Source organism: Streptomyces sp. NPDC000229 (genome assembly GCF_040300825.1).
In the GTDB taxonomy this organism is placed as follows: Bacteria; Actinomycetota; Actinomycetes; order Streptomycetales; family Streptomycetaceae; genus Streptomyces.
Genome location: NZ_JBEPEL010000001.1, coordinates 201544 through 225586 on the forward strand (window position 1 = coordinate 201544; position 24043 = coordinate 225586).

Below are 24043 nucleotides of genomic sequence, written 5' to 3' on the forward strand. Positions count from 1 at the left end.
GGCCGCCGTGGAGGGGCGGTCGCTGAGGGGGTGCGGAAGCGCACCCGCTCAGCGACCGCCCCTCTAAGGTAGGACGCATGAACGATCGCATGGTGTGGATCGACTGCGAGATGACCGGGCTCTCGTTGACGGATGACGCACTTATCGAGGTGGCCGCACTGGTCACCGACTCGGAACTGAACGTACTCGGTCAAGGTGTGGACATTGTGATCCGCCCGCCGGACGCGGCGCTGGAGACCATGCCGGACGTGGTGCGCCAGATGCACACCGCCTCCGGTCTCCTGGACGAGCTCGCGAACGGCACCACCCTCGCCGACGCCGAGGAGCAGGTCCTCGCCTACGTACGCGAACACGTCAAGGAACCCGGCAAGGCTCCCCTGTGCGGGAACTCGGTCTCCACCGACCGCGGCTTCCTGCTGCGTGACATGCCGACCCTGGAGGACTACCTCCACTACCGGATCGTCGATGTCTCCTCGGTCAAGGAGCTGGCTCGCCGCTGGTACCCGAGGGCGTACTTCAACAGTCCGGAGAAGGCCGGCAACCACCGGGCGCTCGCCGACATCCGCGAGTCCATCGCCGAGCTGCGCTACTACCGCGAGGCGATCTTCGTCCCGCAGCCCGGCCCCGACTCGGACACGGCGAAGCAGATCGCCGCGCGCCACGTCCTGCCCGAGTAACCCGCCCGCCCGAAAGGCGGGAGCGAGCACCCTCTCGGACCCTGTACACTTTTTCTCGGCCGGTCGGGAAAAAGACCGGTCGTGGTGGGTATAGCTCAGCTGGTAGAGCACCTGGTTGTGGTCCAGGATGTCGCGGGTTCGAGTCCCGTTACTCACCCTGATCGACGAAGGGCCGATCCGCGGAAGCGGATCGGCCCTTCGTCACGTCGAGCCGGCCGGACCTGCGGACGGTGTGCGGTGGCCGCCCCGAGATCGACGGGCACGTCGTGTGGTTCGCGTCACTACGGTCGCAAGCGGTCGGCAGCGCCCCGGCCCACGCCGCCGGGTCGTCGTTCCGTCCACCGGCCGCTGATGCCGGCCGGCCCCGGCCGGTCGTACGAGGACGCCGGGGCCCCGGACCCGCCCGCGCCGGGTCGGCGGGGCCGGGACGCCCAGGCACGCAGGCGGCGGTCAGGACCCCGCGGTGTCGCCGTAGACGATGCCGCGGCCGTTGGTCGCCACGTACACCCGGCCGTAGACCCGGGGGTCGCCGGTGATGGCGGCCCCCGTCCAGCCCCACTGGTGGGCGTCGTCGTTGATCCGTACCCAGCTCTTCCCGGCGTCCGTGGACCGGAAGATGCCGCGTACGCCGCCGGCCTTCGCGCTGGAGTAGAGCGCCGGGTACGTGGCGCCGGGCGCCGCTTTGCCGAAGCCGATCGTGTCGGCCTGTTCGACGCCGCCGAGCCTGGTGAAGGTCGCGCCCGAGTCGGTGGAGTGCCACAGGCCGTACGCGCCGGTGGGGGATCCGCCCGCGAGCCAGATGTCACCGGAGCGGCCCGGCACCGCCTGGAAGCGGACGTTCCCGGTGGCAGGCAGTCCGGTGGCCCCGGCTCGGAAGGTGAGACCACCGTCCGTACTGACGTAGAAGGTCCCGTTCTTGAAACCGTAGAACCTCTTCGCATCCACCCGGTCGGCCTCGACGGTCGCGCCCGCCGGAATGCCCTGGGACGCGGTCCAGGACGTGCCGAAGCCCACCGTGGTGTGCACGGCCGCGCCGTCCGGACTCCACACGAACCGGCTGCCGTCGGCCGCCGCCGCGACCGTGCCGCCGCCCGAGACACCGGAAGGCTCCTGCCCCGGCCACCAGTTGGCGCCGTTGTCCGTGGAGAAGGCGATACGCGGGCCACCGTCGAGGTTGCCGACGCGGACGACCGTGTTCGGGTCCTTCTCGGCGTGGTCGAGGCTCGTGGTGGAGGTGAAGTTGGGCGAGGTGAACATCATGGCCGGCACCTGGCGGACGTCGGTGTGGCGGAAGCCGCCGATGTCGCCGAGCGCGCTGATCAGCGGGGCGCCGGAGGGCGGCGAGACCAGGTCGTTGACGGCGGTCTCCTCCAGCCCCTGCACCATGGGTGTGATGGTGATCCGGCCGCCGCTGTCCCACTGCGAGAGGTTCTCGGTGCCGTAGATCGTGGCGCCCGTGCCGTACATCATCCGGTTGGAGTCGAAGGGGTCGATCTCCAGCGCCTCGGTCATCCAGCCCAGTTTGGGGGTCTGTTCGGGCGGGGAGGGGTGGGCGCCCCAGGTGAGCCAGGGGGAGGACGAGACGTCCATGGTGTAGCGGTTGGAGCGGTTCGGGTACGGGCGGTACTCCCACGCCCGCGTCCAGGTCGCGCCGCTGTCCGTGGTGCGGAAGATCTGGGTGTCGGGCCACCAGGAGCTGTAGCCGGTGACCATGACCGTGCCGGGTTCGCGGCGGTCCACGCTCAGCCCGCTGAAGCCGTAGTACGCCTGGGGGTCGGGGGTGATGTCCTGCCAGGTGCCGGTCTTCGTGGCGTACCGCCACACGGCGCCCTTGCCGCCGTCGTACGGGCCTCCGGTGTCGCTGTACGCGAGGTAGAGGTGGCCGTTCACCGCGTCGAGGACGCCCTTGTGGGCGAGGAGGCCGGTGGGCTGGCCGGGCAGGCGGGTCCAGGTGGCGCCGGCGTCGGTGGAGCGGTAGACGGAGTTGGCCTTGTCGGCTACACCGACGTAGATGGTCCTGGTGGCGTTCCCGCGCGTACCGGTCGTCTCGTCGAAGGTGACCCAGACGACGCCCTGGTTGTCGGAGGCGTAACCGCTGGTGTCGGACGGGTCCTGGGCGTAGTTGCCGGGGTTGGGGAAGGCGGTGACCTTCGACCAGGTGGCGCCCGCGTCGGTGGAGCGCCACAGGCCCTTGCCGCTCGGCGCGCCGAGGTAGAGCACGCGGTTGCGGTGGGGGTCGACGGCGAGGCGCTCGCCCATGCCGCGGCCTGGCATGTTGCCGCCGAGCTTGAAGGGGAGGTCGGCCTTGCGCCAGGTGGCGCCGCGGTCGGCGGAACGGAGGACGGCACCGTTGCCGGGGTCCCAGCTGTTGGTGTAGGTGCCGACAGCGGCGTACACCCGGTTGGGGTCGACGGAGTCGGAGGCGAGGCTCACGACGCCGGTGTGGCCCCAGTCGTCCCAGCCGATGTGGTCGAGCAGCGGGGTCCAGCTCCTGGTCGCCTGCTGCCAGCGGTACGCGCCGCCGATGTCGGTGCGGGCGTAGGCGAGGTTCTTCTCGGTGCGGTTGAAGACGATGCCGGGAACGAAGCCGCCGCCGTCGATGCGGACGTTCTTCCAGGTGTACGACGCGGCCGTCTGCGGGCCGGCCGTGGCCGGAGGTGGCGCTGCGGTCAGCAGCCCGGCGGCGAGGGCCAGGCCGAGGAGCAGGTTTCGCGTTCTGCGCACGGGTGCTTCCTCTCGGACGTGGGGGGGTCCGCGGCGGGGGCTGTGGGCGGCTCGGTCCGCCGGGGGTGTGACGCGTCGTGCACAAGCCTTGAACCAGTGGGAGCGCTCCCACTATGAGGAGGGGGAGGCGAGGGGTCAAGGCGCTTGAAGAGTCGAAGAAGTTCGACAGGCGCAAATTGACGGCCCCTCTGTTCCTTGACGGAGTCTGCCGCTACGGTCTGCTCCACCAGTGGGAGCGGTTCCATTCAGTCGGCGCAGGGTCGGGTGCGCCCGAGCTGCAAGGAGTCGCTCATGCGACACCCCCCGCACGTCTGCCCCGGGCCACCGGGTGCTCGCCCTTCCCACCGCCCGCGCACCGCCCACGGCGGGTGACCGCGGCGAACCCGTATCTCCTCCGATCCAGCGACGACGACGGCACGCCCCCGCACATCTCCGTACGCATCCGTCACCGGGCCGCGGCGACCACCGACGCGCGCCCACGACCGAGAGGTAGCACCGGACATGAGCCGCACCAGAACCGCCGCACCCCCCACCCCCTCCCGCCGCCGAACCGCCCTCCTGGCCGCCTGCACCCTGCTCGCGGCGACGGGCGCCACCGCCACCGCACTGAGCACCCAGGCCGGCGCCGCCGCCCCCGGTTGCCGGGTCGACTACCAGGTCACCAACCAGTGGAGCACCGGCTTCGGCGCCAACGTCACCGTCACCAACACCGGTGACCCGGTGAGCTCCTGGACCCTGGAGTGGACCTACGCGGGCAACCAGCGCGTCACCCAGTCCTGGAACGCCACCACCTCACAGACCGGCGCCGCGGTCACCGCCAGGAACGTGTCGTACAACGGCAGCCTGGCCACCGGCGGCTCGGCCTCCTTCGGCTTCAACGCCTCGTACAGCGGCACCAACGCCGTACCGGCGACGTTCAAGCTGAACGGCGTGACCTGCAACGGCGGTCCGACGGATCCGACCGACCCGACGGACCCGCCGACCGACCCGCCGCCGCCCGGGAGCCGCGTCGACAACCCGTACGCGGGCGCCAAGGTGTACGTGAACCCCGAGTGGTCCGCGAAGGCCGCCGCCGAGCCGGGCGGCACGCGGATCTCCAGCCAGCCGACCGGCGTCTGGCTGGACCGGATCGCCGCCATCAACGGCGTGAACGGCGGCATGGGCCTGCGCGACCACCTCGACGAGGCGCTGCGCCAGAAGGGCACCGGCGAACTCGCCGTCCAGTTGGTCATCTACAACCTGCCGGGGCGCGACTGCGCCGCACTCGCCTCCAACGGCGAACTGGGCCCGACGGAGATCGAGAAGTACAAGACCCAGTACATCGACCCGATCGCCGCGATCCTCGCCGACCCCAAGTACGCGGGCCTGCGCATCGTCACGACCGTGGAGATCGACTCCCTGCCCAACCTGGTCACCAATGTGACCCCGCGCCCGACCGCCACGCCCAACTGCGACGTGATGAAGGCGAACGGCAACTACATCAAGGGCGTCGGGTACGCGCTGAACAAGCTCGGCGCGGTCGGCAACGTCTACAACTACGTGGACGCCGGCCACCACGGCTGGCTCGGCTGGGACGACAACTTCGGCGCCTCCGCCGAACTGTTCAAGCAGGCGGCGACCGCCGAGGGATCGACGGTCTCCAAGGTGCACGGCTTCATCGTCAACACGGCCAACTACAGCGCGCTGAAGGAGGACCACTTCAGGATCGAGGACACGATCAACGGCGTGTCCGTACGCCAGTCGAAGTGGGTCGACTGGAACCGGTACACCGACGAGCTGTCGTACGCCCAGGCCATGCGCGCCAAGCTGGTGTCGCTCGGCTTCGACCAGAACCTGGGCATGCTGATCGACACCTCCCGCAACGGCTGGGGCGGCACGGCCCGCCCGACCGGCCCCGGGGCGACGACCACTGTCGACACGTACGTCAACGGCGGCCGCTACGACCGGCGCATCCACCTCGGCAACTGGTGCAACCAGGCCGGTGCCGGTCTCGGCGAGCGCCCGAAGGCCGCGCCGGCGGCGGGCATCGACGCGTACGTGTGGATGAAGCCGCCGGGCGAGTCGGACGGGGCGAGCCGGGAGATCCCGAACGACGAGGGCAAGGGGTTCGACCGGATGTGCGACCCGACGTACACGGGCAACCCCCGGAACAACAACAACATGTCGGGCGCCCTGCCCAACGCCCCGCTGTCGGGCCACTGGTTCTCGGCCCAGTTCCAGGAGCTGATGAAGAACGCCCACCCGGCGCTCTGACCCGCCCCTGAGCCCCGCCCCCGGCCGGCCCTCGACGGGCCCGGCCGGGGCGGGATCCTCCGTGGCCGGGGGTGGACGGGGGTGGCGTCACGTCGAGTCGCGGACGACCAGCTCCGTCGGCAGGACGACCCGGCAGGGTTCGGGGCCCGGGCCGGTGATCTCCTGGAGCAGGGCGCGGGCCATACGGCGGCCCATCTCCTCGATCGGCTGGCGCACGCTCGTCAGCGGCGGGTCCATGAGGCGGGCCACCGCCGAGTCGTCGACGCCGATGAGCGCCACGTCGTCGGGGACGTGCCGGCCCGCTTCGCGCAGCGCTCCGCGGGCGCCCGCCGCCATGACGTCCGACGCGGCGAAGACGCCGTCGACGTCGGGGCAGCGGTCCAGCAGCTCGCGCATGGCGCGGCGGCCGCCCTCCTCGGTGAAGTCGGCGGCGGCGACCAGCCGGTCGTCGGCGGGGAGGCCGGCCGCCTCGATGCCCTGGCGGTAGCCGTCGAGGCGGCAGCGGGCCACGTACATGTCGAGGGGGCCGGTGATGGTCGCGACACGGCGGCGGCCCCGGCCGGTGAGGTGGTCGACGGCGGAGCGGCCGGCGCCCACGTTGTCGGAGTCGACGTAGGCCACCGGTTCGTCGGCGGAGCGGCGGCCGTTGAGCACGGCCGGCAGGCCCAGTTCCCGCACCAGGTCGGGCAGCGGGTCGTCCCCGTGGATGGAGACGAGCAGCACGCCGTCCACCCGCTGGGCGGACAGGTACTGCTCGAACCGCTGCCGCTCCTTGCTGGACCGGATCAGGGTCAGCAGCAGCTGCATGTCCGCTTCCGCGAGTTCGGCGCTGACGCCCCGGATGATGTCGAGGAAGTACGGCTCGGCGAACAGGCGGGCCTCGGTCTCCGGGATCACCAGGGCGATGGCGTCCGTGCGGGCGCCGGCCAGTGCGCGGGCGGCCCGGTTGGGGACGTACCCCAGCTCGGCGATGGCCTGGCCGACCGCCTCCTTCGCCCGGTCGCTGACCCGGGGCGAGCCGTTGATCACCCGGGACACGGTGCCGCGCCCGACACCCGCCCGGGCCGCGACCTCCTCCAGCGTGGGCCTGCCGGTCTGCCGTCCGCTCACCGCCATCGGTCTCCCATCGAACGCCGAGCCCCGCCATGAGCAGCGGGGCAGTGACTGCCGTCAACCTAGAGGGTGCCCCTGCACCGGGGCGAGCGGGAGTACCGGTCCGCCGCCTCCCGACGATTTGCCGCCCATGCCTTGACACCCGCCCCCGCCAGGCAGCACCCTTCCGGGCATGGTGCCGCATGGGAGCGCTCCCACACGGACCGCTGCCCGACCCGCACCTTCCCTTCTTGCGCGCACACCGGCACCACCTGGACGAGGAGAGTGGAATGCGCACTTCCAGCAGTACGCGCGGGCGCCGCCCGAGATCCGCGGCCTTCGCGGCGCTCACGGCCGGCGCGATCCTGATGACCGGCTGCAGCACGGACGCGGGCGGGGCCACCGGCGACGGGAAGATAACCCTGCGCATCGGAACCTTCGGTTCCTTCGGCTACGACGACAAGAACGGCGCCAAGCTCTACGCCGAGTACGAGAAGCTCAACCCGAACGTCACGATCGTCGAGTCGAACGTCGCCGACGGCCAGAAGTACTGGGACACCCTGAAGCTGCGCCTCTCCCGCAACAGCGGCCTCGCCGACATCCAGGCCATCGAGGTCGGTTACATCGCCGAGGCCGTCGGCCCCACCATGGCCAACAAGTGGGTGGACCTGTCCAGGACGGGCGGCGCCGACACCTCCGCGTTCCTCGACTGGAAGGTCAAGCAGGCCACCACCGCCGACGGCAAGGTCATCGGCCTCGGCACCGACATCGGCCCCATGGCCATCTGCTACAACAAGGACCTCTTCGCCAAGGCGAAACTGCCCACCGACCGCGCCCAGGTCGCCAAGCTCTGGGCGGGCGACTGGGCCAAGTTCGTCGCCACCGGCAAGACGTACCAGAAGAACGCTCCCCCCGGGACCGCCTTCCACGACTCCGCCAGCGGCCTGTTCAACGCCGTGCTCTCCAGCCAGCCGCAGCAGTACGCCAACGAAAAGGGCGAGCTGGACTACGAGAACAGCCCCGGCGTCAAGAAGGCCTGGGATCTCGCCGTCGAGGCCGCGCGGAGCGGGATCACCGCCAAACTGCGGCAGTTCGACGAGAAGGGCACCTGGAACGCCGGGTTCAAGAACTCCAAGTTCGCCACCGTCGCCTGCCCGAGCTGGATGACCGGCATCATCAAGGACCAGGCCGGCCCCGGCAACCAGGGCAAGTGGGACATCGCAAGCCCACCGGTCGCAGGAAACTGGGGCGGCTCCTTCCTCGCCGTACCGAAGGCCGGCAAGCACGCGGAGGAGGCCGCGAAGCTCGCCGCGTGGCTGACGGCTCCGGCGCAGCACGCCAAGGTGTTCGGCGTCAACGGCAACATCCCCTCCACCAAGGACACGCTCGCCTCGGCGACGGTGCAGAACGCCAAGATCCCGTACTTCGGTGACACACCGGTCGGGAAGATCTACTCGGAGGCCGCGGCCGGGATCACGCCCGCGCCGGTCAGCCGCTACGACGGTCAGGTGAAGACCTTCATCACCGACAACGGCATCCTCGACATCGAGCAGCGCGGCACCTCGCCGGACGCGGCCTGGGAGAACGTCAAGAAGCTGGTCGACGACAAGATCGACCAGTAACCCCTGCCGCCGGGCCCTCTCCGCCGCAGCCGCACGTGCCCGCGGCGGGGAGGGGTCGTGCAGGGTCGTCCCCGCTGGGGCCCCCGCGTGGTGGTGGCCCCTCCGGGGGAGGGTCGAGCCCGGAGGACCCCGGCCAGCCCCACGGACCGCACCGCCCCTGGGCCACCACCCGCCCGAACGCCGCACGCACGCGCATGCCCCGCACCCCCGAACGCCGCACGCACGCGCATGCCCCGCACCCCCGAGCGCACCCGCACGCACGCGCGTGCCCCGCACCCGCCTGAAAGGACCGTCCGAGTGGCCACCTCCGTCCGGGCGGCGGCCGACGGCACGTCGCCGCCCGACCCGCCCGACCCGTCCGAACCGCCGACTCCTCCTCCCCCGCCGGCCCGCAAGGCAGCCGGCCGGCGCAGCCGCCTGTACCGCTGGGACCTGAAGGCGACCCCGTACGCCTTCGTCGCGCCGTTCTTCCTCTGCTTCGCGGCCTTCGGGCTCTTCCCGCTCATCTACACGGGCTGGCTCTCGCTGCACCGCGTGGAGCTGGGCGGGGAGGCGCAGTGGCGCGGCTTCGACAACTACACGGGGCTGTGGGACAGCGACTTCTTCTGGAACGCGCTGGCGAACACGTTCACCATCGGGGTCATCTCCACCGTGCCGCAGCTGTTGATGGCGCTGGGCCTGGCCCACCTGCTCAACTACAAGCTCCGCGGGCGGGGTTTCTTCCGGGTGGCGGTCCTCGCGCCCTACGCGACCTCCATCGCCGCCGCGACGCTCGTCTTCGCCCAGCTGTTCAACAGCGACTACGGACTGATCAACACCGTCCTCGGCTGGGTCGGTTTCGACCCGGTGGACTGGGAGTCGTCCAAGTGGCCCGCGCAGATCGCGATCTCCGTGATCGTCATCTGGCGGTGGACCGGCTACAACGCGCTGATCTACCTCGCCGCCATGCAGGCCGTTCCCCAGGATTTGTACGAGGCCGCCTCGCTCGACGGTGCCTCGCGCTGGCGCCAGTTCATCAGCGTGACCATCCCCTCCATCCGCCCCACCATCCTCTTCACCGTCGTGGTCTCGACGATCGGCGCCACCCAGCTGTTCGGTGAACCGATGCTGTACGGCGGGAGTCTCGGGGTCAGCGGGGGCAGCGGCAACCAGTTCCAGACGCTGAGCCTGCTGATGTACGAGAAGGGCTGGATCACCGGGGCGCTGGGGCAGGCGTCCGCCATCGCCTGGGTGATGCTGCTGATCCTGCTGCTGATCGGCGGGGTCCGGCTGCTCGTCGCCCGCCTGAACAGGGAGACCACGTGAAGATCAAGCAGACGGCGGGACGCCAGCACCACGCGGGGCCGCTGACCTACGTGCTGCTGGGCCTGGCCGCCCTGGTCTCGCTCTTCCCGCTGTACTGGAACCTCGTCGCCGCGTCGCACACCGGCGAGCGCGTGGTCGAGGCCCCGGCGCCGCTCCTGCCGGGTCCGCACCTCCTCGACAACCTCACCTTCGCCTGGAACCAGGTGGACATGGGCGAGGCGCTGGTCAACACCACGGTCGTGGCGGGCCTGGTGGCGGCTTCCACCGTGGTCTTCTCCACACTCGCCGGCTTCGCCTTCGCCAAGCTGCCGTTCCGGGGCCGCAACGCCCTGCTGGCCCTCGTCGTGGCCACGATGACCATCCCTCCGCAGCTCAGCGTGATCCCGCTCTACCGGATCATCACCGACCTGGGGTGGGTGGACCAGCTCCAGTCGGTCGTGCTGCCTTCCCTGGTGGCCGCCTTCGGGGTGTTCTTCATGCGGCAGTACCTGCTGGAGGCGCTGCCCGTGGAGCTGGTGGAGGCGGCGCGGGTGGACGGCGCGCACAGCCTGCGGATCATCTGGCACGTCGTCTTCCCGGTCGCCCGGCCCGCGATGGCCGTGCTGGGCATGCTGGTGTTCGTCCAGGCCTGGAACGACTTCTTCTGGCCGTTCATCGCGCTCACACCGGACGGGAATCCGACCCTCCAGGTGGCGCTCGCCGGTCTCGGCTCGGGGAACCACACCATCAACCAGGCGATCGTGCTGACCGGCGCGCTGATCTCCACGCTGCCGCTGCTGCTGGTCTTCGCCCTGCTCGGCAAGCACATCGTGGGCGGCATCACCTCGGGCGCGGTCAAGAGCTGACCTCGCACGGCCGATCCCGTAAAGACCGACCCTCTTCTGCGTTGGGAGCGCTCCCGTATGACTGCGTCCGATTCCCTGCCGCTCACCGCGACCCGCCGGTTTCCGCCCGGCTTCCTGTGGGGCGCGGCCACCGCCGCGTACCAGATCGAGGGGGCGGCGGCCGAGGACGGCCGAACCCCGTCCATCTGGGACACCTTCGCCCGTACGCCCGGGAAGGTCTTCGAAGGGCACACGGGCGATGTGGCGGTCGACCACTACCACCGCTTCCGTGACGACGTCCGGCTCATGGCGGACCTGGGGCTGACCGCGTACCGCTTCTCGGTGTCCTGGTCGCGGGTGCAGCCCACCGGGCGCGGCCCCGCCGTCCAGAAGGGCCTCGACTTCTACCGCCGGCTCGTCGACGAGCTGCTCGCCCACGGCATCTCCCCCACGCTGACGCTCTACCACTGGGATCTGCCGCAGGACCTGGAGGACGCGGGCGGCTGGCCGCACCGGGCCACCGCCGAGCGGTTCGCCGAGTACGCCGGGATCGTCGCCGGCGCGCTCGGTGACCGTGTCGGGCGCTGGACGACGCTCAACGAGCCCTGGTGCAGCGCGTTCCTCGGATACGGCTCCGGCGTCCACGCCCCGGGCCGCACCGACCCCGTCGCCGCCCTCCGCGCCGCCCACCACCTGAACCTGGGGCACGGGCTGGCGGTGCAGGCGCTGCGCGCCGCGCTGCCGCCGCGCGCGGAGATGTCCGTGTCGCTCAACCTGCACGAGCTGCGGCCGCTCACCTCGGCGCCGGAGGACCTGGACGCGGTACGCCGGATCGACGCGGTCGGGAACCGGGTCTGGCTCGGCCCGATGCTGAACGGGGCCTATCCGGAGGACCTGCTGCGGGACACCGCGTACCTCACCGACTGGGCCTTCGTCCGTCCCGGCGACCTCACCGCCATCAACCAGCCGCTGGACAGCTTGGGCATCAACTACTACACGCCCACCGTGGTGGCCGCGGCGCGCGAGGGCGACGACGCCCCGCGCAACGACGGCCACGGTGCCAGCGCGTACTCGCCCTGGCCCGGGTCGGAGGACGTCGCCTTCCACCAGCCGCCCGGTGAGCGGACCGCGATGGGCTGGGCGGTCGACCCGACGGGCCTGTACGACCTGCTGCTGCGGGTGGCCGGTGAGCACCCGGGCCTGCCGCTGCTGATCACGGAGAACGGCGCGGCGTTCGAGGACGAGGTCGCCGCCGACGGTTCGGTCCACGACCCGCGGCGCCTCGCGTATGTGCACGCCCACCTGGAGGCGGTGCACCGGGCGATCACCGACGGGGCGGACGTGCGCGGCTACTTCCTCTGGTCGTTGCTGGACAACTTCGAGTGGGCGTACGGCTACGCCAAGCGGTTCGGCGCGGTGCACGTGGACTACGAGACGCAGCGGCGTACGCCGAAGTCGACGGCCCACTGGTACGCGCGGGTGGCCCGTTCCGGTGAACTGCCCGCGCTCGACGGGGCGTAAGTCCTGACGGCGGGATCAGGCCGGGGCCCCGGCCCGCCGCGGGGGCCTCGGCGCGTCGCGTGCCCGGTTGCGTACAGAATCGGCTCATGCGCGCACTCACCCGCGGATCGCGGAACGCCCGGAGGCGGGGCCTCCGGCGAGGAGCCCGCCACGGACGGGCCCTGCTGGTCGCGGCCCTCGTGGCACTCGCCGCCGCACCGGCCGCCGGCTGCGCCCGAGGCGGCGACGACGGCCGGACCACGCTCACCGTGGGCCTCTTCGGGACGTTCGGATACGCGGAGACCGGGCTCTACGACGAGTACATGAGGCTGAACAAGGACGTCGTCATCAAGCAGACGTCCATCCAGCGCAATGAGAACTACTACCCCCAGCTCCTCACCCACCTCGTCAGTGACAGCGGGCTCGCCGACATCCAGGCGGTCGAGGCCATCAACATCGCGGAGGTGACCGCCACCCAGGCGGACAAGCTGGAGGACCTGGGCAGGGCGCCGGGGGTGCGCCGGGCGGACTTCCTGCCGTGGAAGTGGGCGCAGGCCACCACCGGGGACGGCCGCACGGTGGGCCTCGGCACCGACATCGGGCCACAGGCCATCTGCTACCGCAAGGACCTCTTCGCCCGGGCCGGGCTCCCCACCGACCGGGAAGCGGTCGGCCGGCTGTGGGCGGGCGACTGGCGCGGGTACCTGGAGACGGGCCGGCGGTACCGGGACAGGGCCCCGGCGGGCACGGCCTTCACGGACTCGGCGTCCGGCGTGTTGTCGGCCGTCACCGGCAGCAGCGCACGGCGGTTCTACGACGAGGACGGCACCGTCGTCTACAAGACCAACCCGGCCGTGCGCGAGGCGTGGGACCTCGCCGCCTCGTTCGCCACCGAGGGCCTGACGGCGAGGCTCCAGCAGTTCACGCCCGCCTGGGACCAGGCGTACGCGAACGGCACCTTCGCCACCGTGTCCTGCCCCGCCTGGATGCTGGGCTACATCGAGGACAAGGCGGGCCCGGCGGGTGAGGACCTGTGGGACGTGGCGGCCGCGCCCAGGCCCGCCAACTGGGGCGGCTCCTTCCTCGTCGTACCGAAGTCCGGCAGGCACCGCGCGGAGGCGGCGAGGCTGGCGGCCTGGCTGACGGCGCCCGCGCAGCAGGCGAAGCTGTTCCAGCGGCGCGGCAGTTTCCCGAGCGCGTCCGCCGCTCACGCCCTCCCGGCGGTCGCGGGCGCCCGGCACCCGTACTTCGGCGACGCCCCGATCGGCCGGATCTACACCCGCGCCGCGCAGGGCGTGCCGGTGACGATCCTCGGCCCGAAGGACCTGGTCATCGCGCAGAACCTGGCCGACGTCGGCATGCTCCAGGTCGATCAGAAGGGCCGGCGGCCCGAGGACGGCTGGGACGCGGCGGTCAGGACCATCGACAACGCACTGGACCTGTGACCGCCATGCCGAGCGACACGACGACCACCACACCCGACGGCGACTCCCCCGACGAGCCACTCGCGGCACCCGGCGGCGCGGCGGCCCCGGACACGGGCACCGCCCCCCGGACCGCCGTCATCACCCCCGGCGCCCCCGGCACGACCGGCCCGCCCGGCGAGAAGGCCGTCGCCGCCACCGCCCGTTCCGCCGCGACCGGACAGGGGCCGCCCGGGCGCCGGACGGAGGGCACGGGCCGGTGGGGCGGCCGCCGACGGCATCCGGGGAGCCGCCGGGCGGACCGGTGGACGCCGTACGCGTACATCGCCCCGTTCTTCGTCCTCTTCGCCGCGTTCGGCCTCTTCCCGCTCCTCTACACCGGCTGGGCGTCCCTGCACCGGGTGGAGCTGACCGCGCCCACCGACATGGAGTGGGTGGGGCTGCGGAACTACTCCCGCCTCCTCTCGGACGAGTTCTTCCTCAACGCCCTGAGGAACACGGTCACCATCGGCCTCCTGTCCACCGTCCCGCAGCTGGCGATGGCGCTGGGCATCGCGCACCTGCTCCACCACCGGCTGCGCGGCTCGATGTTCTTCCGGGTTGTCGCCCTCACCCCGTACGCCACCTCCGTCGCCGCCGCGACCCTGGTGTTCGTGCTGCTGTTCGGCAGGGACTTCGGACTGGTCAACTGGGCGCTCGGCCTCGTCGGCATCGACCCGGTCGACTGGCAGAACGGCGCGTGGACCTCGCAGATCGCGGTGTCCGCAATCGTCGTCTGGCGGTGGACGGGCTACAACGCGCTGATCTACCTCGCCGCGATGCAGGCCGTCCCCGACGAGTTGTACGAGTCGGCGGCGCTGGACGGCGCCTCGCGGTGGCGGCAGTTCGTGCACGTGACCGTGCCGTCGCTGCGGCCGACGATCCTGTTCACCTGCGTCGTGTCGACGATCGGCGCCACCCAGCTGTTCGGCGAGCCGCTGCTGTACAACGGCAGCGCGGGCGCGACGGGCGGCTCGGACCACCAGTTCCAGACGCTGGGTCTGTATCTGTACGAGCAGGGCTGGGTGAACCTGCACCTGGGCCGCGCCTCGGCGATCGCGTGGGCGATGTTCCTGATCCTCGTCGTCCTCGGGGCGGCCGTCGCGCTGCTCACCGCGTACCGAAGGAGGGCGGAGTGAAGGCTCGTGCAGGCCTGGTGACGTACGCCGTGCTCGTCGTCCTCACCGTGCTGTCGCTGTTCCCGCTCGTGTGGACGGCGATCGCGGCGTCCAGCACCAACGGCAGGCTGGCGCAGACGCCACCGCCGTTGTGGTTCGGCGACAACCTGCTGGAGAACCTGGGCGTCGCCTGGACCGACGCCGACATGGGCCTTGCGCTGGTCAATACGACGATCGTGGCGGGCACGGTCGCGGCGGGCACGGTCCTGTTCTCCACGCTCGCCGGTTTCGCCTTCGCCAAGCTGCGCTTCCGCTTCAAGAACCTGCTTCTGCTGCTGGTGATCGGCACGATGATGGTGCCGCCGCAGCTCAGTGTCGTCCCGCTCTTCATGCTGGTGGCCGAGCTGTCGTGGACGGACCGGCTCCAGTCCGTCGTGCTGCCCGCGCTGGTGAGCGGTTTCGGCGTGTTCTTCATGCGCCAGTACCTGGTGCGGGCGCTGCCCACCGAGCTGATCGAGGCGGCCCGGGTGGACGGCGCGAGCGGCCCGAGGGTGGTGTGGCACGTCGTCTTCCCGGTCGCCCGGCCCGCGATGGCGGTCCTGGCCATGCTGACGTTCGTGATGTCCTGGAACGACTTCTTCTGGCCGATCATCGCCCTCACCCAGAGCAACCCGACCGTGCAGGTGGCCCTGACGGGCCTGGGCCGCGGCTACATCCCCGACCAGTCGGTCATCATGGCGGGCGCCCTGCTGGGCACCCTCCCGCTGCTGCTCGTCTTCGTGGTGTTCGGCCGGCAGATCGTCGGCGGCATCATGCAGGGCGCGGTGAAGGGCTGAGCACGGGGACGGACAGGGGCGCGCTCCGGCCGGGTGGGGGGCGGGCCCGGCCGGAGCGCTGGAGGAGTGGCTACTTGTAGGCGGCGAACGCCTTGGTGAAGGCCAGCGGCTGCTGGAGGATCGAACTGCAGGTGGCGTCCGCGTGGTTCACGGCACCCGCGGCGCACTGCTTGTCGCGGGTCGAGGACCACATCGAGAGCCAGCCCAGTCCCTTGGACTTCGCGAAGTCGACGAGCTGGGTGGCGTCGTCGACCTTGAAGATCTCGGTGGTGACGTCGTTGACGCCGATCATCGGGGTGACGGCGACGGTCTTCCATGCGGCCGCGTCCGACAGTCCGAGCACGCCCTTGATCTGCGCCTGGGTGGCGGTCGCGGCCTGGATGGCGTACTGGCCCATGTCCCCGCTGTACGCCGGGCCGTAGTCCATCGCCATGATGTTGACGGCGCCGATCTTCACGCCGTTCTTCCTGGCGTCCGCGAGCAGGTCCACGCCCGGCTGGGTCAGCCCCTCCGGCATCACCGGCAGGGTGAAGGAGACGTCCAGGCCCGGGTGCGACTTCTGGAGCTGGGCTATGGCCTGGGCACGGCGGGTGTTGGCGGCGGTGTCGGGGAGGGCCGCGCCCTCGACGTCGAAGTCGACCTTGGTGAGCTTGTACTGGTCGACGACCTTTCCGTACGCCGTGGCGAGGTCGCCGGCCGTGGCGCAGTTGAGGGCCAGTTCGTGGCCCGCGGCGCCGCCGAACGACACGCGGACATCTCCGCCCTGGGCGCGCAGGGCACCGATCCGGGCGGCCACCTTGTCGTTCGCGAGGTCGGTGACGCCGCCCCAGAGGGGAGCGCAGGAGCCGCCGGAGGTGATGAAGGCGAGGGTGAACTCCTTCACGCCGGTCTTGGCCGCGGTGTCGAGCAGGTCGTACGCGGGGTGGAGGGAGGTGTCGACGTACGGGGCGAACCGTGCGCCCGCGCCCGGTGCGGGCGGCGGGGTCGGGGTCGGGGTCGGAGGGGGCGGGGGCGTGGGCGTGGAAGCGGTCGGGGTGGGCGTCGGCGTGGGCTTGGCGGTCGCCGGCGGGGTGGGAGTGGGCTTGGGCTGCTCGGTGGGCCGGCCGCTGGGCCGCGGCGTGGCGCCGCCGCCGGCCGAGCAGGTGACCTCGTTGATCAGGCACCCGGCCGGGTCGCCCGCCTGCCCCGTCGCGCTGGTGACGAAGCCCACCGTGACGGAGGCGCCGGGCGCGAGCTGCTTGCTCCAGCTCGGGGGCTTCACGGTGACGTGCTGCCCCTTGACGGTGTGGTCGCCGTTCCAGAGGGAGCCGATCCTCGTACCGGCGGGCAGGTCGAATTCGAGGGTCCAGTCGGACTGGGTCTTGTCCGTCTCGTTGGTGACGACGTACTGGCCGGTGTAACCGCCGTCCCAGGAGCTGGTCCTGGTGTACACGGCTCCCCCAAGGTCTCGGCTTCGCTCGACCAGGGAGGTACCCCCATCGGCGGCCGCCTGCGCGGTGCCGGTGAACGCGAACGCCGCGCCGCCGACCACCGCGGCGGCCACGACCGCGCCGATCACCTTGCTCCTGCCGCTCGCCCTGCGCCGGTGCGCTGCCCTGCCGCCGGTGCCGCCCGTGCTGCGCGTGCTGCCCATCGCGTGCCTGCCTCTGTGTTACTGGGGGGGTTGTGGTGCGGCAGCACGCTAGCGAGCCCGAAACGGACAAATGTTCACTACGGGGCGGTGGTTGAGGATCTTAGGCTCCGCTTAAGGAAGCCATGGGCGCCGATTAATGCTGGGTGCGCCGCCGGCGCCTCATCCGGTGGCCGCGCCCCCGTCCCCGCCCCTCCGACGGGCCGCGCCGCCCGTCCAGCCCGATCCAGACACGGACCTCCGTACCGCCGAGGACCGAGTGCCCGATCCGTACGTCCCCGCCGGTCGACTCGGCGACCCGGCGCACGATGTCCAGTCCGAGCCCCGTCGACCCGTCCCGGGCCCCGCTGTTGCCGCGCGCCAGGGCCGCCTCCGGGTCGGCGATGCCCGGCCCCGCGTCCGAGACCAGGATGATGACGGCGTCGTCGCCGTTGTGGACGTCCACCGAGAAGGCGGTGCCTTCCGGGGTGTGGCGGAAGACGTTGCCGAGCAGCGCGTCGAGCGCGGCGACCAGCTCCGGGCGGGCGACGGGAATGCGTACGGGCCGGTCGACACCCGCGAGACGCACCTTGCGGCCCTCGTCCTCGGCGAGCGCGGACCAGAAGTCCATGCGTTCCCGTACGACTTCGGAGGCGTCGCACCCGGCACCCGGGCCGGTCGCCTGGGTCTGCGGCTTGGCCGCCCTGGCCGTACGGATGATGGTGTCGACCTCCCGCTCCAGCTGCTCCACCGCCGCCCGTGTCTGCTCGGCGGCGGGCCCGTCGCCGAGCGAGGCGGCGTTGAGGCGCAGCACGGTCAGGGGCGTACGCAGCCGGTGGGAGAGGTCGGCGGCGAGCTCGCGTTCGTTGGCGAGGAGCTGGACGACCTGGTCGGCCATCGAGTTGAAGGCGATGGCCGCGGACTTGAGTTCGGTGGGCCCGTCCTCGGGCACGCGGGCGCCGAGCCTGCCCTCGCCGAGGTCGTGGGCGGCGTGGGCGAGCCGCTGGGCGGGCTGCACCATGCGCACCCCGAGCCGGTCGGCGACCGCGACCGAGCCGACGACCAGCGCGATGCCCACACCGGCGAGGATCAGCCAGGCCGTGGCGAGGCCGTTGGTGACCTCGCCCTCGGGGACGTACACCTCGACGATCGCGATCTGGCCGGTGCTGATGGCGGTCGGCTGGAGCAGGGCGTAGCCGCCGGGGACCTCGGTGGTCGAGGCGCGCGGTACGCGCTGGACGGTGGCCAGGTCCTTCTCGGTGGCGCGGCCCGTGCCGATCTCCATGGGCGCGGCTTCCGCGGAGGCCGGGATGTGCACGGCCAGGTGCCCGGCGGCGCCGGCCTGGGTGGAGGCGACGGCCCGGTCGAGCTGGGCGCGGTCGGTGGTGATGGACAGGGAGGTGCCGATGGCGGCGGCCTGCCGTTCGGCGTTGGTGAACGCGCGGTCGCGGGCCATCTCCTTGATGACGAGCCCCAGGGGCACGGCGAACGCGACCACGACCATCACCGTGACGGCGAGCGCCACCTTGACGAGCGCCCACCTCACCGCACTCGGCTCGCTTCTCCGCCCGCGCGGCTCAGAGGTGCGGCTTTCGTCGTCGTCTGCGGCCCGGCGGCCGCCCCGCCGCGGCAGCGGCTGATGTCAGGGTCGACGCTCACAGCGGCGGCTCCAGCTTCACTCCCACGCCCCGAAGCGTGTGCAGGTAACGCGGCCTGGCGGCCGTTTCGCCCAGTTTCCTCCGCAGCCACGACAGATGGACGTCGATGGTCTGGTCGTCCCCGTACGACTGCTGCCACACCTCGGCGAGGAGCTCCTTGCGCGGGACGACCACGCCCGGCCGGCCGGCGAGGAACGCCAGGAGGTCGAACTCCCGCCGCGTCAGGTCCAGCCGCGCCCCGTCCAGTTCGGCCTGGCGCCGCAGCGGGTCGACGGTGAGCCCGCCGACCTGGAGGACGCTGCTGGGCGGTGCCTCGCCGGCGGCGGCGCGGGAGCGGCGCAGCACGGCGGCCATCCGCGCGGACAGGTGCTCCACCGAGAACGGCTTGGTGAGGTAGTCGTCGGCGCCGTCGTTGAGGAGCCGTACGATCTCGGCCTCGTCGTCCCGGGCGGTCGCGATGATCACCGGTACGTCGGTGATGCCGCGCAGCATCTTCAGCGCCTCGGACCCGTCGAGATCGGGCAGTCCGAGATCCAGGATGACGACGTCGAAGCGGAAATGGGCGACCTCGCGCAGCGCCTCCAGTGCCGTGCCGACGCTCCGTACGGTGTGGGAGGCCTCGGTCAGGTGCCGGATGAGGGCGGAGCGCACGAACTGGTCGTCCTCGACCACGAGCACACTTGCCATGGGCGGCACCGTACGCCATACGGCGGAATGAGGGGGACCGGTGTTGACCTCTGGGGCGAGTGGTGCAGGATGGCCCGGATGCGTAGAGGACTCGTACATGCCATGGCGTGGTCGCTCGCCACGGGCGCGGCGGTCACTCTCTCGTGGTGGGGCGTGCACACGGTGATGGCGGGGACGGCGTACGACCCGCCGCGCGCCCTGCCGATCACGGCCGACCGCCCGGCGACGACGCCGCCGAGCGTGGCTTCGCAGGCCTCGTCCACCCGGCGCCCGAAGGCTTCCCCGACGCCGAGCCCCACGCAGCCCCCGGCGTCCGTGGCCGCTCCGAGCCGCAAGCCGCCGGCCCCGCCCTCGCGCTCCCCGTCACCGGCTCCGAGCACGCCGTCCGCCGGCAGGGGCGAGGTGAAGAGCTACACGGTGGACGGCGGCCGGGTGGCCTTCGACATCGGCACCTCGTCCGCGGAACTGGTCTCGGCGACCCCGGCGTCCGGCTGGCAGATGCAGGTGTGGAAGCAGCCGACGTACATCCGGGTGACGTTCAGCCGCGACGGCAAGGAGATCGACGTGTTCTGCACCTGGCACGATCACGCGCCGATGGTGCAGATCGACGAGCGCTGAGCGCGCTCAGCCCTCTTCGACCCGGTACGACTTCGTCCAGGTGGCGCCACAGCGGCAGTGGTAGTGCTCGATGAGTTCGCCGCTGTCGGAGACGCCCATACCCTGGTGGACGCGAACATGGATGTGCGTATCCATGAATGGCCTCTTTCTGTCATGGGGGGCAATGTGCCGATTTTCACCTCGGTGTCTCATTCCCGGCAAGGAGACGCCCACCATGCGGACGGCGCCGGTCACTGGAACACGGCGGGCGGCGGTACGGGGGAGTCCTTGGCGCTCGCGTCGGTGACGGCGACCGCCCCGCCCGTGAAGTCGGCCAGCCCCCGCCCGTGCTCCACGCGCCCCGGGTGCGGATCGGTCGCGACCCGGCGGGTCAGTTCGGCAACGGGCAGCGGGGTGTCGGAGGCCAGGAGCACGGCGTTGCCGAAGCGGCGGCCGCGCAGCACCGCGGGGTCGGCGGCGAGCGCCAGCTCCGGGAAGACGGCGGCGGCGGTGGCGACCTGGCCGCGCAGATGGGCCAGCGGCGGGCCGTCGGCGAGGTTGGCGGCGTAGTGCCCGCCGGGGGTGAGGACGCGCCGCACCTCGGTGAGGAACTCCGCGCTGGTGAGGTGCGCGGGGGTCCGGGCACCGCTGAAGACGTCGGCGACGACCAGGTCCGCCCAGGCGTCCGGCACCTTGCCGAGCCCCGCGCGGGCGTCGGTGGTGCGCACCCGGATGCGGGCGCCCGGGTCGAGCGGCAGCGCGCGGCGGACCAGCTGGACGAGGGGCCCGTCGAACTCGACGATCTGCTGGGTGGAGCGGGGCCGGGTGGCGGCGACGTACCGGGCGAGGGTGAACGCCCCGCCGCCGAGGTGGACCACCTGGAGCGGCCGGCCGGGCGGTGCGACGAGGTCGGCGACATGGCCGAGCCGCCGCTGGTACGCGAAGCTCAGCCGGGCCGGGTCGTCGAGGTCCACGTGCGACTGGGGCGCCCCGTCGATCAGCAGCGTCCAGGCCCGTGCGTGCTCCGGGTCGGGTATGAGCTCGGCGACGCCACCGGCCACGGTCTCGACGACGGTCTCGGCCGCCGAACCGCGCGCACGCCGCTTGTTCCTTGCCATCCGCCCATTATCGAGGCTCCCGCCCTCACACCGGACCGGCCACCGCGCACGCCCGCGGCCCGCGGCCGGTCCGCCAGTGGTGGTCCACCCCGTGGGCACGCGGAAGCGGCCCCGCGGGGGGCGACCGGGCGGACATGCGGAAGCGGGCCGGGCGGCCGGAAACGGGGCGGCCGGACCGGTGGCCCTACCGGCAGTTGTCGGCGGCTTCGATCAGGCGGGCGGCCTCGCCCAGGGCTTCGCGGAGGACGACGGGGTCGGTGACCGGGCCGGTGTCGGTCGGGGGGAGCAGCCAGCCGGCGCCGGAGACGGGGGGCTCCGGCTGGGCCCCGGGGAGGGGAGGGATCCGCAGGCCGCGCCCGGAGGTCCGGGTGCAGGCGCTGCCCGGCATGTCCCAGCCGGCGGCGGTGCCCGGCGGCACCAGGAAGCCGAGGGTGTCGCACGACCCGTCGTGCAGCACCGGCCCGACGAGCGGGGCGCCCCCGCGCCGCAGGATGTCGACCGCTTCGAGGCCCTGCCGGGCCGGAACGGTCACCAGATCACAGGGCTCGCCCTCTCCGGGCGGGGCGCTCGCGTCCGGTGTCGGCCAGTGCTGCGCGGTGGCCCCTGACGCACCGCCGGACTGCGGGTTCACCTGCATGCCGACCTCCAACAAGGGATCCCCTCCTCGCTCGAGTCCCCGTGTGGAGACACGTTGCGTCTCTCCACATGGTTCAACGCCCATGCGCGTCAACAGCTACGGCGGCACGCCGCCGCAAAGGATGGCAGTTCATGGCGGATCACGAGCGAGATATCCGATTTGTAGCCAAACACTGCGTGCCCGGGCCGTCACAGGGGGTACGTTCTTGCCCGCCGGAACAGCGGCAGTGCAGTACGCAGGAGAGGGCTCGGCCATGGCGACGTCACGGGCAGTTCCCAATCTCGCCTTCCGCCGCTTGCGCGGGCAGCGCTCCCCGGGGGAGTTCGCGGCCGCGGTCCGCCGGGCCGCCCGGGAGATCGGCGAACAGGTCGCGTGTGACGCCCGCTACATCGGGCGCGTGGAGTCGGGCGAGATCCGCTGCCCCAACTACGCGTACGAGCGGGTGTTCCTGCACATGTTCCCCGGACTGTCCCTGACGGACCTGGGGTTCGCCGCCCGGGAGCAGGTGCGCGGCCGGGGGGCGCGTACCGCGGCCGCCGACGTACCGGCGCCACCGATCACCATCCGGAACGATGAGGAGAGCGACGTGCTGCGTCGCGCATTCATGACGAGCGGTACCGCCACCGTGGCGGCCGCCTCGCTCGGCCTCGGCGGCACCGTCCCCGCGCCGCGGGCCGGCGGCAGGTTCGGCGAGACGGAGGTGCACGCCGTCGAGGAGGCGGTGCGACGGATCCGGCTGCTCGACGACCGGCACGGCGCGGACCGGCTGTACCGGATGGCCGCCGAGCCGCTCCGTACCGCCTACGCCCTGCTCGACGCCGGGACGGCGGCCCGCCAGTCGACGGCCGACCGGATGCACGCGGGCGCCGGTGAGCTGGCGCTCTCGGTGGGCTGGCTGGCGCACGACTCGGGCCGCATGGACGACGCCCGCTCGCACTACGCGGAAGCCCTGGCCACCGCGCGGGTCGCGGGCGATCCGGCCCTGGAGGCGCACGCCTTCTCCAACGCCGCGTTCCTGGCCAGGGACGCGGGCCGGTACCGGGAGGCGGTACGGGCGGCGCAGGCCGGGCAGCGGGCGGGCCGGCACCTGTCCTCACCGCGCCTGCTGGCCCTGCTGACGCTGCGGGAGGCGGGCGGCTGGGCGGGGCTGGGCGACCGGGCGGCGTGCGAGGAGGCGCTGGGGCGGGCCCACACGCTGTTCGGGCGCGGGCCGGGCGACGCGGACCCGGAGTGGATGTCGTTCTTCGGCGAACCGGAGCTGGAAGCGCTGGAGGCCCAGTGCTGGTCGGCCCTCGGCGACTGGCCGCGCGCCGCCCGGCACGCGCGCCGCGCGACGGCCCTGCAGAACCCGCACTTCACCCGCAACATGGCGCTGTACCGGGCCCAGCTGGCGACCGACCTGGCGCGCGGCGGCTCCCCGGAGGAGGCCGCGGCGGCCGGTGAAGGGGTCCTGGACCTGCTCGGCGAGGTCCAGTCGGGCCGTATCCGGGCGATGCTGGCCGAGACGGTCCGCCTGCTCACCCCGTACGGCGGCAGCGCGGCGGTGACGGCCTTCCTCGCCCGCCGCGCCTCCTTGGTGGCCCTCTAGGGCCTCTCGTTCGGATCTTGCTGGGCTGATCCGAACGAAAGACCCTAGCCCTCCAGGTGCCCGGTGTCGTTCCAGCGTTCGAGCGCGGGCGCGCCGTAGGCCCAGCCCAGGGCGGACAGGCTCGTCGGGTCGAGGCGGACCCGGGCCGCGAACGACACGTCCTCGCCCAGCCAGCGCGCGGCGATGGAGCGCAGGATGTGGCCGTGCGCGAAGACCAGGACGTCACGGTCGGCCGAGCGCGCCCAGGCGACGACCTCGTCCGCGCGGGCGGACAGCTGCGCCAGGGTCTCCCCCTCCGGCACGCCGTCGCGCCAGATGAACCAGTCCGGCCGGCCCGACTTGATCTCGGCCGGGGTCATGCCCTCGTAGGCGCCGTAGTCCCACTCCATCAGCGTGTCCCAGCGCTCCGCGCGGTCGCCGAAACCGGCCAGTTCGCAGGTCTCACGCGCGCGTGCCAGGGGACTCGTACGGATCTCGACGCCGTTCAGGCCGTCCCAGGGCCCGCGGTGGAGCCGTTCGCCGAGCAGCTTCGCGCCCCGGCGGCCCTCCTCGAGCAGCGGTATGTCCGTCCGGCCGGTGTGCTTGCCCAGCAGCGACCATTCGGTCTGACCATGCCGGGCGAGCAGGATCCGCGGTGCCATGGGGGCTCTCCTGAAGTTCTCGCATGGGGTGTCCGTCCATCATCGCGTACGGCCCCGCCGGCATGGATGGTGGGCATCCGGGCCCCGATTGTCA

20 protein-coding genes and 1 tRNA gene are annotated in these 24043 nt (G+C 72.2%); 12 read left to right on the forward strand and 9 right to left on the reverse strand.

Features of this window, described 5'->3' with window-relative positions; genetic code table 11:
* Positions 1-77: 77 nt before the first annotated feature.
* Both orn and ABT360_RS00845 read left to right on the forward strand, forming a co-directional pair.
* Entirely contained in the window at positions 78-677 is a 600-nt protein-coding gene (orn, locus tag ABT360_RS00840) for an oligoribonuclease (protein ID WP_126889095.1), read from the forward strand.
* An 84-nt stretch (positions 678-761) separates the two neighbouring features.
* Positions 762-834, forward strand: a tRNA-His gene (locus tag ABT360_RS00845).
* Positions 835-1127: 293 nt separating this feature from the next.
* On the opposite strand, the gene ABT360_RS00850 is transcribed toward ABT360_RS00845, so the two are convergent.
* On the reverse strand, positions 1128-3401 hold the full coding sequence (locus ABT360_RS00850; RefSeq protein ID WP_351808611.1) for a WD40/YVTN/BNR-like repeat-containing protein: 2274 nt from the start codon (positions 3399-3401) through the stop codon (positions 1128-1130).
* 501 nt (positions 3402-3902) lie between these two features.
* Here ABT360_RS00850 and ABT360_RS00855 point away from each other — a divergent pair.
* Entirely contained in the window at positions 3903-5654 is a 1752-nt protein-coding gene (locus ABT360_RS00855) for a glycoside hydrolase family 6 protein (RefSeq protein ID WP_351808614.1), read from the forward strand.
* An 87-nt stretch (positions 5655-5741) separates the two neighbouring features.
* Here ABT360_RS00855 and ABT360_RS00860 read toward each other — a convergent pair whose 3' ends face one another.
* Positions 5742-6770: a LacI family DNA-binding transcriptional regulator gene (locus ABT360_RS00860; RefSeq protein WP_351808617.1), complete on the reverse strand. Its 1029-nt coding sequence runs from the start codon at positions 6768-6770 to the stop codon at positions 5742-5744.
* Positions 6771-7036: 266 nt separating this feature from the next.
* Between ABT360_RS00860 and ABT360_RS00865 the strand changes: the two genes are divergently transcribed.
* The 7 genes from ABT360_RS00865 to ABT360_RS00895 all read left to right on the forward strand — a co-directional run bounded on the left by ABT360_RS00865 (position 7037) and on the right by ABT360_RS00895 (position 15414).
* Positions 7037-8368, forward strand: coding sequence for an ABC transporter substrate-binding protein (locus tag ABT360_RS00865; RefSeq protein WP_351808621.1), 1332 nt, complete (start codon positions 7037-7039; stop codon positions 8366-8368).
* A gap of 297 nt (positions 8369-8665) precedes the next feature.
* A complete protein-coding gene (locus ABT360_RS00870; RefSeq protein ID WP_351808624.1) occupies positions 8666-9673 on the forward strand; it encodes a carbohydrate ABC transporter permease in 1008 nt (335 codons plus the stop codon).
* Entirely contained in the window at positions 9595-10518 is a 924-nt protein-coding gene (locus ABT360_RS00875; protein WP_444852159.1) for a carbohydrate ABC transporter permease, read from the forward strand. Before ABT360_RS00870 ends, ABT360_RS00875 begins: the two co-directional genes overlap by 79 nt.
* A 57-nt stretch (positions 10519-10575) precedes the next feature.
* The gene (locus ABT360_RS00880; protein ID WP_351808630.1) at positions 10576-12018 is read left to right on the forward strand and encodes a GH1 family beta-glucosidase; all 1443 of its coding nucleotides are present in this window, start codon (positions 10576-10578) and stop codon (positions 12016-12018) included.
* Positions 12019-12104: 86 nt separating this feature from the next.
* Entirely contained in the window at positions 12105-13442 is a 1338-nt protein-coding gene (locus tag ABT360_RS00885; RefSeq protein ID WP_351808633.1) for an ABC transporter substrate-binding protein, read from the forward strand.
* Entirely contained in the window at positions 13439-14599 is a 1161-nt protein-coding gene (locus ABT360_RS00890; RefSeq protein ID WP_351808636.1) for a carbohydrate ABC transporter permease, read from the forward strand. The genes ABT360_RS00885 and ABT360_RS00890 overlap by 4 nt, the downstream gene beginning before the upstream one ends.
* Positions 14521-15414, forward strand: coding sequence for a carbohydrate ABC transporter permease (locus tag ABT360_RS00895; RefSeq protein ID WP_444852153.1), 894 nt, complete (start codon positions 14521-14523; stop codon positions 15412-15414). Before ABT360_RS00890 ends, ABT360_RS00895 begins: the two co-directional genes overlap by 79 nt.
* A 70-nt stretch (positions 15415-15484) precedes the next feature.
* Here the strand turns inward: ABT360_RS00895 and ABT360_RS00900 are convergent, their stop codons facing one another.
* From ABT360_RS00900 to ABT360_RS00910, 3 genes are all read right to left on the reverse strand, one after another.
* The gene (locus ABT360_RS00900; protein WP_351808642.1) at positions 15485-17047 is read right to left on the reverse strand and encodes a glycoside hydrolase family 18 protein; all 1563 of its coding nucleotides are present in this window, start codon (positions 17045-17047) and stop codon (positions 15485-15487) included.
* A 133-nt stretch (positions 17048-17180) separates the two neighbouring features.
* Positions 17181-18569, reverse strand: a complete 1389-nt coding sequence (locus tag ABT360_RS00905; RefSeq protein ID WP_351808645.1) for a sensor histidine kinase — start codon at positions 18567-18569, stop codon at positions 17181-17183.
* A gap of 109 nt (positions 18570-18678) precedes the next feature.
* On the reverse strand, positions 18679-19368 hold the full coding sequence (locus ABT360_RS00910; RefSeq protein ID WP_351808648.1) for a response regulator transcription factor: 690 nt from the start codon (positions 19366-19368) through the stop codon (positions 18679-18681).
* A 69-nt stretch (positions 19369-19437) separates the two neighbouring features.
* On the opposite strand from ABT360_RS00910, the gene ABT360_RS00915 reads away from it, so the two are divergent.
* Positions 19438-19986, forward strand: coding sequence for a hypothetical protein (locus ABT360_RS00915; protein WP_351808651.1), 549 nt, complete (start codon positions 19438-19440; stop codon positions 19984-19986).
* Between the two features lie 6 nt (positions 19987-19992).
* On the opposite strand, the gene ABT360_RS00920 is transcribed toward ABT360_RS00915, so the two are convergent.
* The 3 genes from ABT360_RS00920 to ABT360_RS00930 all read right to left on the reverse strand — a co-directional run bounded on the left by ABT360_RS00920 (position 19993) and on the right by ABT360_RS00930 (position 21720).
* Positions 19993-20121, reverse strand: coding sequence for a hypothetical protein (locus tag ABT360_RS00920; RefSeq protein WP_351808654.1), 129 nt, complete (start codon positions 20119-20121; stop codon positions 19993-19995).
* Between the two features lie 95 nt (positions 20122-20216).
* Positions 20217-21083: a spermidine synthase gene (locus ABT360_RS00925; protein ID WP_351808657.1), complete on the reverse strand. Its 867-nt coding sequence runs from the start codon at positions 21081-21083 to the stop codon at positions 20217-20219.
* Positions 21084-21267: 184 nt separating this feature from the next.
* On the reverse strand, positions 21268-21720 hold the full coding sequence (locus ABT360_RS00930) for a hypothetical protein (RefSeq protein ID WP_351808660.1): 453 nt from the start codon (positions 21718-21720) through the stop codon (positions 21268-21270).
* Positions 21721-21973: 253 nt separating this feature from the next.
* Here ABT360_RS00930 and ABT360_RS00935 point away from each other — a divergent pair, with 253 nt between their 5' ends.
* Positions 21974-23308, forward strand: coding sequence for a tetratricopeptide repeat protein (locus tag ABT360_RS00935; protein WP_351808663.1), 1335 nt, complete (start codon positions 21974-21976; stop codon positions 23306-23308).
* Between the two features lie 44 nt (positions 23309-23352).
* Here ABT360_RS00935 and ABT360_RS00940 read toward each other — a convergent pair whose 3' ends face one another.
* Positions 23353-23949, reverse strand: a complete 597-nt coding sequence (locus ABT360_RS00940) for a histidine phosphatase family protein (RefSeq protein ID WP_351808666.1) — start codon at positions 23947-23949, stop codon at positions 23353-23355.
* Positions 23950-24043 lie beyond the last annotated feature (94 nt).